Genomic DNA, 5,762 nt, shown 5'->3' on the forward strand with positions numbered 1-5,762 from the left:
ACGAAGCTTGCGCTTCATTCAAAAATGGTAAAACTTATTTTTGCCTCATCGTTCAGTTTTCAAAGTTCGTCTGCCGCTCTTGGCGACTTAAATATCTTACCAAGTGGAGAACGAAAGGTCAACCACTTTTTAAAAATATTTTTTGTTTTCTTCGTCGCTTATCTCGGCGACGTCTATTAATATATCAGTAAAATAATAACCACGCAACCTTTTTTGTTAAAAAGATTAGAGAAATATATAAAAACTTCATTTGTTCAACTAAAACGATTTTTTTCTTTCATTATATAGGACTAAAAATAAAGAAGGCGCGCCATTGGCGTCGCCTTAAGAACGAAGAGACGATAACGAAACATTTCGCTTCTTTGCTTCTTTCAAATAGAAGAAGTAGAGAGCTTCCGCTTGCTTCACTTGAGCAGCTAGCTCTCCCGTGTCCTCTATGCTGACTTCAAGCATCCGACGTTTCGATTCAAACTTAGCCTTAGCTTCTAGCAGCTCAGTCAGTAGTCGTTGATCATAATCATCTCTTAACGACTTACGAAACCATTTCATAGCTCTCTTCTACCTTCCATCGCCCGAGATAGTGTCACTTCATCCGCATACTCCAAGTCTCCACCGACTGGTAGACCATGGGCGAGACGCGTCACGCGAATGCCTGTCGGTTTGAGTAGTCTCGATAAATACATCGAAGTCGCTTCCCCTTCAATGTTCGGGTTGGTCGCTAAAATCACTTCTTGAATCGACTCGTTCTCTTGTAAACGTGTCAGCAAACTTGAAACATTAATATCCTCTGGACCAATCCCTTCCATTGGACTAATGGCTCCATGAAGAACATGATACTTCCCTCTGTACTCCCGCATCTTCTCCATAGCAATCACGTCTCTTGAGTCTTGAACCACACAAACTACCGTTTCATCCCGATGTGAGTCTTTGCAGATTGCACACGGGTCAATATCCGTGATGTGACCACATACGGTACAATACTTTATGTCACGTTTCGCACTCACAAGAGATTTCGCGAACGTCAACACATCATCTTCTTCCATATCTAATACATGGAATGCTAAACGTACCGCAGTTTTCGGTCCAATCCCAGGTAACTTCGTAAAACTCTCAATCAATCGTCCAATGGCTTCAGGGTATTGCAACTCGCATCGATCCTTTCTTCACTTAAAAGCCTGGGAGGTTCATCCCTTGTGTGAAACGTCCCATCTTATCATTCACAAGCTGATCCGCTTGTTTCATTGCATCATTGATTGCTGCTAAGACGAGATCTTGTAACATATCCACATCGTCCGGATCGACAACGTCTTCCGCAATAATGACATCTAAGACTTCTTTATGACCGCTGACGACAACTTTCACCATGCCGCCTCCCGCAGTTCCTTCAACCGATAACTCTTTTAATTCCTCTTGAGCTTTCGCCATATCTTTTTGCATCTTTTGCATCTGTTTCATCATGTTGTTCATGTTTCCCATTCCACGCATTCAGAGCGCCTCCCTTATGTTTCCTCGATTTCAACGACATCGCCAAAACGTTCCATCGCCTGTGCGACTAGCGGATCCTCGGTTTCCGGCTCTTCGACTTGTTCCGTTCGTTCTGCCTGTTTTTGAAGGATGAACTCATTTTTTAGTTCATTCCAATCCGTCTCAAGCACCGCCATGATTTCGCGACGAATCCCCGTCACTTCGAATAACGCCTGTTCAATCACATCGCGCGTACGACCATTCGAACTCACTTGCTCATAGTGCCATGTCATTCCATCTTTAAATTGTACCAGTAAGGTGTCACTTGCACAAAGGACAGCTTCACTTTCATAGAAGAGAGCGAAAATCGGACCGTCTTGTATCCGAATATTCGTCATGATATCTCCCCAGCTGTCGCGAATCGCATTCAAATGCTGCCGTTCGGCCCGTTGCAAGAGTTGGCGAATCCGTTCTTTCGGCACCCGGATTTGTGTCCGTTTCGGAGCAGACTTCGGCTTTTCTGCTTCTCCACCTGTCACGACAACACCATTCTTCTTCACTTCATTTAATTCACGGCTCAGTTCACGCACTTGATCTTGTAGTTGTGTCATTTGCTCACTGATCGTCCGACCTTGTTCCGCGATCCGGATGAATGTTAACTCCACCAACACTTTCGGATGGTTAGATAACCTCATCTGCTGTTGGCAATCATTGAGCTCTTCAATCACCTGGAACAATTCATCCGTCGAAGTCGCTTCGACGAACTGACGAAACTCTTCAGTCGGACGAGCACGTTCCAATAAGTCAGCTGCTTGTGGAGATGCTTTCAAGAGTAACGCATCCCGATGAACGAACACTAAATCTTCGATGAAACGTTTCAAGTCCTTCCCTTCACGTAACATCAATTCAAGCGTACTCAAAATGGCATTTAACTCTTTTCGCTGGAGACCATACGCCATGTCGAGCAACGTTTCATCCGTCACGGCACCCGTGACTTCTAACACCGCTTCTTCCGTCAACCGCCCATCACTGAATGCGAGCGCCTGATCAAGTAAGCTAAGGGCATCTCGCATCCCGCCATCGGCAGCACGTGCGATGAGTTTCAACGCTTCCGGGTCATAGTCATGGTCTTGGTCGTTTAAAATATAGGCCATCCGCGTTTGCAATTGACTCACTTCATGCCGTTTGACATCAAATCGCTGACAGCGGGAAATGATCGTGGCCGGAATTTTATGTGGTTCTGTCGTGGCCAAGATGAATATCGCATGTGCCGGTGGTTCCTCAAGCGTCTTTAACAACGCGTTGAATGCACCGGTCGATAACATATGCACTTCATCAATGATGTATACTTTGTAACGCCCTTGGGACGGCGGATATTTGACTTTGTCTCGAATCTCCCGAATTTCGTCAACCCCGTTGTTCGATGCGGCATCAATTTCAAACACGTCGGGACTCGTCCCTTCCGTGATGGCGATACACGTCGGACAGGTGTTACATGGTTCACGTGTCGGCGCGCTTTCACAGTTGATTGCCTTGGCAATGATTTTCGCCAAACTCGTCTTCCCCGTTCCACGCGGGCCAGAAAACAGGTACGCATGTGACATCCGCTCCTCTAACAGAGCGTTTTGAATCGTACGTGTGATATGGACTTGACCGACGACCTCTTGAAACGATTGAGGTCGATATACACGATATAACGCTTGATACGCCATGAGTTCGCCTCCTTCCTTACTGTTCTTCTCTATCTCATCATACAAAAAAATCTACAGCCCGGGGGCCATAGATTGAAGTTATAAAATAAATCTGCCGCGCACCGATTTCTGAAAGCACGTCAACATGCGTTACTCATGCAGTTTGCTCAGCCCAAGCACCCCTGCGGCACACGGTACGTCACCACTTAAGGCTGCTTCCTTCCGGACCTGACCTGGTTCATGGGTGACCGTTGCGCAGGACTCAGACGTCAACGCCACTTACATAAGGCAGACCACACCAGCGCACTCCCTCGAATCGGGATTCAGTCTCGCTACAGCGGATTGCGAGTGACAGGGCACCGCTACCTCCCCACCTAGCACGGCAAATGGGTAAATGAAATTAGGCACTATCTCGAGTGCTATTACATTATACTGTTTAATCGATTGGGTTGCAACCTCTCTGATTGAGTCGTTCTTGTTTCTTCCTTTCTCGAAGCGCTCGGAAGAAATCTGTTAGGAGCTGTCCACATTCTTCTGCTAAAACATTTTCTGTCACTTCGGCTTGGTGATTGAACCGCTCATCCTGCACCAAGTTCATCAACGTCCCACAACATCCACCTTTCGGGTCGTGGGCACCGAAAATGACACGTTTCACGCGAGACAACACGATTGCGCCCGCACACATCGGGCACGGTTCAAGGGTAACGTATAGTTCGCAGTCTTCTAATCGCCAATTCTCTAGTGTCTCATTGGCCGTTTCAATCGCAATCATCTCGGCATGTGCTGCCGCCAATCGATCCGTCTCACGACGATTGTGCCCGGTTGCGATCACCTGGTCTCCCTTCACGATCACACAACCAATCGGCACCTCGCCGATGGCTTCTGCTTTCTTTGCTTCTTCGATGGCCAATTGCATAAATCGTTCATCACGTTCCATCGATTCACCTCATTTCTTATTTAAAACTATGAAAAAAAATGAAAATCAAATCCCTCGCCATATCGCTCGTATTGTGTGCTAGAATGGAACTTGCACTTTGGATAATGGAGGATGACATCATATGTTTATAACGGTAGAAGGACCGATTGGTGTCGGGAAAACATCACTGGCCCATATCATCAGTCAGCATTTCTCGATGCAGATGCTGAATGAAATTGTAGAAGAGAACCCATTTCTCGGCAAGTTTTATGAAGATATCGAAGAATGGAGTTTCCAAACGGAAATGTTCTTCTTGTGCAATCGATTCAAGCAGTTGGATGATATTCACAAACACCACTTGAGTCAGCAACAATCCGTCGTTTCGGACTATCATATTTTCAAAAACTTGATTTTTGCTCACCGTTCGCTGAAACCGGCACACTTGAACAAGTACGAGCAGATTTATAAGATTTTGACACATGATATGCCGAAACCTGATGTCGTCATTTACTTACATGCCAGCATTGAGACATTAATGAAACGAGTCGCCTTGCGTGGACGTGAAGTGGAAGAGAATATGTCTCGTGATTACCTCGAACAACTTGCTCACGACTATGAGACGTTTGTTGAATCGTATCGCGCGGCCCATCCAGAAGTGAAGATTCTCTCGTTCAGTGGGGATGAACTCGACTTTGTACACAATCCGGACGACTTGACTCATGTCCTAAAAACGATTGAGCGTGAATTAGAATTAACTAAAGGAGCCCAAATAAAATGAAGCTGATTGATAAATATAACATCCCGAACGATACAATCATTACAATCGGTGGAATGGTTGGGATCGGGAAATCAACGATCACCAATTCGTTAGCCGATGCATTGAATTTCCGAACGTCTCTCGAAAAAGTAGATACCAACCCTTACCTCGATAAATTCTATCATGATTTCGAACGTTGGAGCTTCCATCTTCAAATTTACTTCTTGGCAGAACGTTTTAAAGAACAGAAGAAAATCTTCCAATACGGTGGCGGCTTCATCCAAGATCGTTCAATCTATGAAGATACAGGCATCTTCGCCAAGATGCACTATGAAAAAGGGACGATGTCACCAACAGACTACGAAACGTATTCTAGTTTGTTCGAGGCAATGGTGTTGACACCGTTCTTCCCGCACCCGGATCTATTAATCTATCTCGAAGGTTCGTTCGAACAAGTACTCGAACGCATTCAGATGCGCGGTCGCGAGATGGAGCAGCAAACACCAATCGCTTATTGGGAAGAAATGTACGCCCGCTACACAGAATGGATCAACAACTTCAACCTGTGTCCGGTATTGCGTCTCTCGATTGAAGAGTACGACCTCATCAACGACCCTGATTCAGTTGAACTCATTCTTGAGAAAATCGAAAAGCAACTCACGATTGCGCGCGAAGCAAAAGTGAGATAATCAATAGAAGGATTGCGCCAACGACAGCGTGATCCTTCTTTTTTGTGCATAAAAAAATCCACAGCGCTTATGTCTGTGGATACAAAAAATGCATCTGCCTCTGCAGATGCCCGATTGAAAGCGGAGTTGGTGGGATTCGAACCCACGCGAGCCTTGCGACTCCTAACGGATTTCGAGTCCGTCCCCTTCAGCCGGACTTGGGTACAACTCCAGGCCTAAAAAAGTGTAAAAAAAAGAAAGTGGAG

The 5,762-nt window shown here is 45.8% G+C and carries 8 protein-coding genes, 1 tRNA gene and 1 other RNA gene; 3 read left to right on the forward strand and 7 right to left on the reverse strand.

All coding sequences use genetic code 11. The annotated features are described in order from the left end of the window. Nucleotides 1-180: hypothetical protein (locus KNO72_RS15225; RefSeq protein ID WP_214758756.1), on the forward strand; the 180-nt coding region annotated here is incomplete at its 5' end. A gap of 144 nt (nucleotides 181-324) precedes the next feature. Here KNO72_RS15225 and KNO72_RS15230 read toward each other — a convergent pair. The 6 genes from KNO72_RS15230 to tadA form a co-directional block, all read right to left on the reverse strand. Then, on the reverse strand, nucleotides 325-549 hold the full coding sequence (locus KNO72_RS15230) for a YaaL family protein (RefSeq protein WP_012727752.1): 225 nt from the start codon (nucleotides 547-549) through the stop codon (nucleotides 325-327). Then, nucleotides 546-1,145 (reverse strand): recombination mediator RecR, encoded by a 600-nt coding sequence (gene recR / locus KNO72_RS15235; RefSeq protein WP_012727753.1) that lies wholly within the window; start codon nucleotides 1,143-1,145, stop codon nucleotides 546-548. Before recR ends, KNO72_RS15230 begins: the two co-directional genes overlap by 4 nt. A gap of 22 nt (nucleotides 1,146-1,167) precedes the next feature. Next, nucleotides 1,168-1,485 (reverse strand): YbaB/EbfC family nucleoid-associated protein, encoded by a 318-nt coding sequence (locus KNO72_RS15240; protein WP_012727754.1) that lies wholly within the window; start codon nucleotides 1,483-1,485, stop codon nucleotides 1,168-1,170. A 14-nt stretch (nucleotides 1,486-1,499) separates the two neighbouring features. Continuing rightward, a complete protein-coding gene (dnaX, locus tag KNO72_RS15245) occupies nucleotides 1,500-3,176 on the reverse strand; it encodes a DNA polymerase III subunit gamma/tau (protein ID WP_078145940.1) in 1,677 nt (558 codons plus the stop codon). A gap of 94 nt (nucleotides 3,177-3,270) precedes the next feature. After that, nucleotides 3,271-3,538: signal recognition particle sRNA large type (gene ffs, locus KNO72_RS15250), an RNA gene on the reverse strand. A 53-nt stretch (nucleotides 3,539-3,591) separates the two neighbouring features. Then, nucleotides 3,592-4,092 carry a tRNA adenosine(34) deaminase TadA gene (gene tadA / locus KNO72_RS15255; RefSeq protein ID WP_078145941.1) on the reverse strand — a complete coding sequence of 167 codons (501 nt, stop codon included), beginning with the start codon at nucleotides 4,090-4,092 and terminating at the stop codon, nucleotides 3,592-3,594. A 121-nt stretch (nucleotides 4,093-4,213) separates the two neighbouring features. Here tadA and KNO72_RS15260 point away from each other — a divergent pair, with 121 nt between their 5' ends. Then, nucleotides 4,214-4,849 (forward strand): deoxynucleoside kinase, encoded by a 636-nt coding sequence (locus KNO72_RS15260; protein ID WP_012727757.1) that lies wholly within the window; start codon nucleotides 4,214-4,216, stop codon nucleotides 4,847-4,849. Further along, nucleotides 4,846-5,517, forward strand: coding sequence for a deoxynucleoside kinase (locus KNO72_RS15265; RefSeq protein ID WP_012727758.1), 672 nt, complete (start codon nucleotides 4,846-4,848; stop codon nucleotides 5,515-5,517). The genes KNO72_RS15260 and KNO72_RS15265 overlap by 4 nt, the downstream gene beginning before the upstream one ends. A 121-nt stretch (nucleotides 5,518-5,638) precedes the next feature. Here KNO72_RS15265 and KNO72_RS15270 read toward each other — a convergent pair. Next, a tRNA-Ser gene (locus tag KNO72_RS15270) sits at nucleotides 5,639-5,728 on the reverse strand. Nucleotides 5,729-5,762: the final 34 nt, after the last annotated feature.

The organism is Exiguobacterium sp. s123 (assembly GCF_018617075.1).
Classification (GTDB): domain Bacteria; phylum Bacillota; class Bacilli; order Exiguobacteriales; family Exiguobacteriaceae; genus Exiguobacterium; species Exiguobacterium profundum.

Excerpts from the sequence above, each read along its gene's own strand:
- KNO72_RS15230 (WP_012727752.1), bottom strand. The coding sequence starts at position 549 with ATGAAATGGTTTCGTAAGTCGTTAAGAGATGATTATGATCAACGACTA.
- KNO72_RS15240 (WP_012727754.1), bottom strand. The coding sequence starts at position 1,485 with ATGCGTGGAATGGGAAACATGAACAACATGATGAAACAGATGCAAAAG.
- dnaX (WP_078145940.1), bottom strand. The coding sequence starts at position 3,176 with ATGGCGTATCAAGCGTTATATCGTGTATATCGACCTCAATCGTTTCAA.
- tadA (WP_078145941.1), bottom strand. The coding sequence starts at position 4,092 with ATGGAACGTGATGAACGATTTATGCAATTGGCCATCGAAGAAGCAAAG.
- KNO72_RS15260 (WP_012727757.1), top strand. The coding sequence starts at position 4,214 with ATGTTTATAACGGTAGAAGGACCGATTGGTGTCGGGAAAACATCACTG.
- KNO72_RS15265 (WP_012727758.1), top strand. The coding sequence starts at position 4,846 with ATGAAGCTGATTGATAAATATAACATCCCGAACGATACAATCATTACA.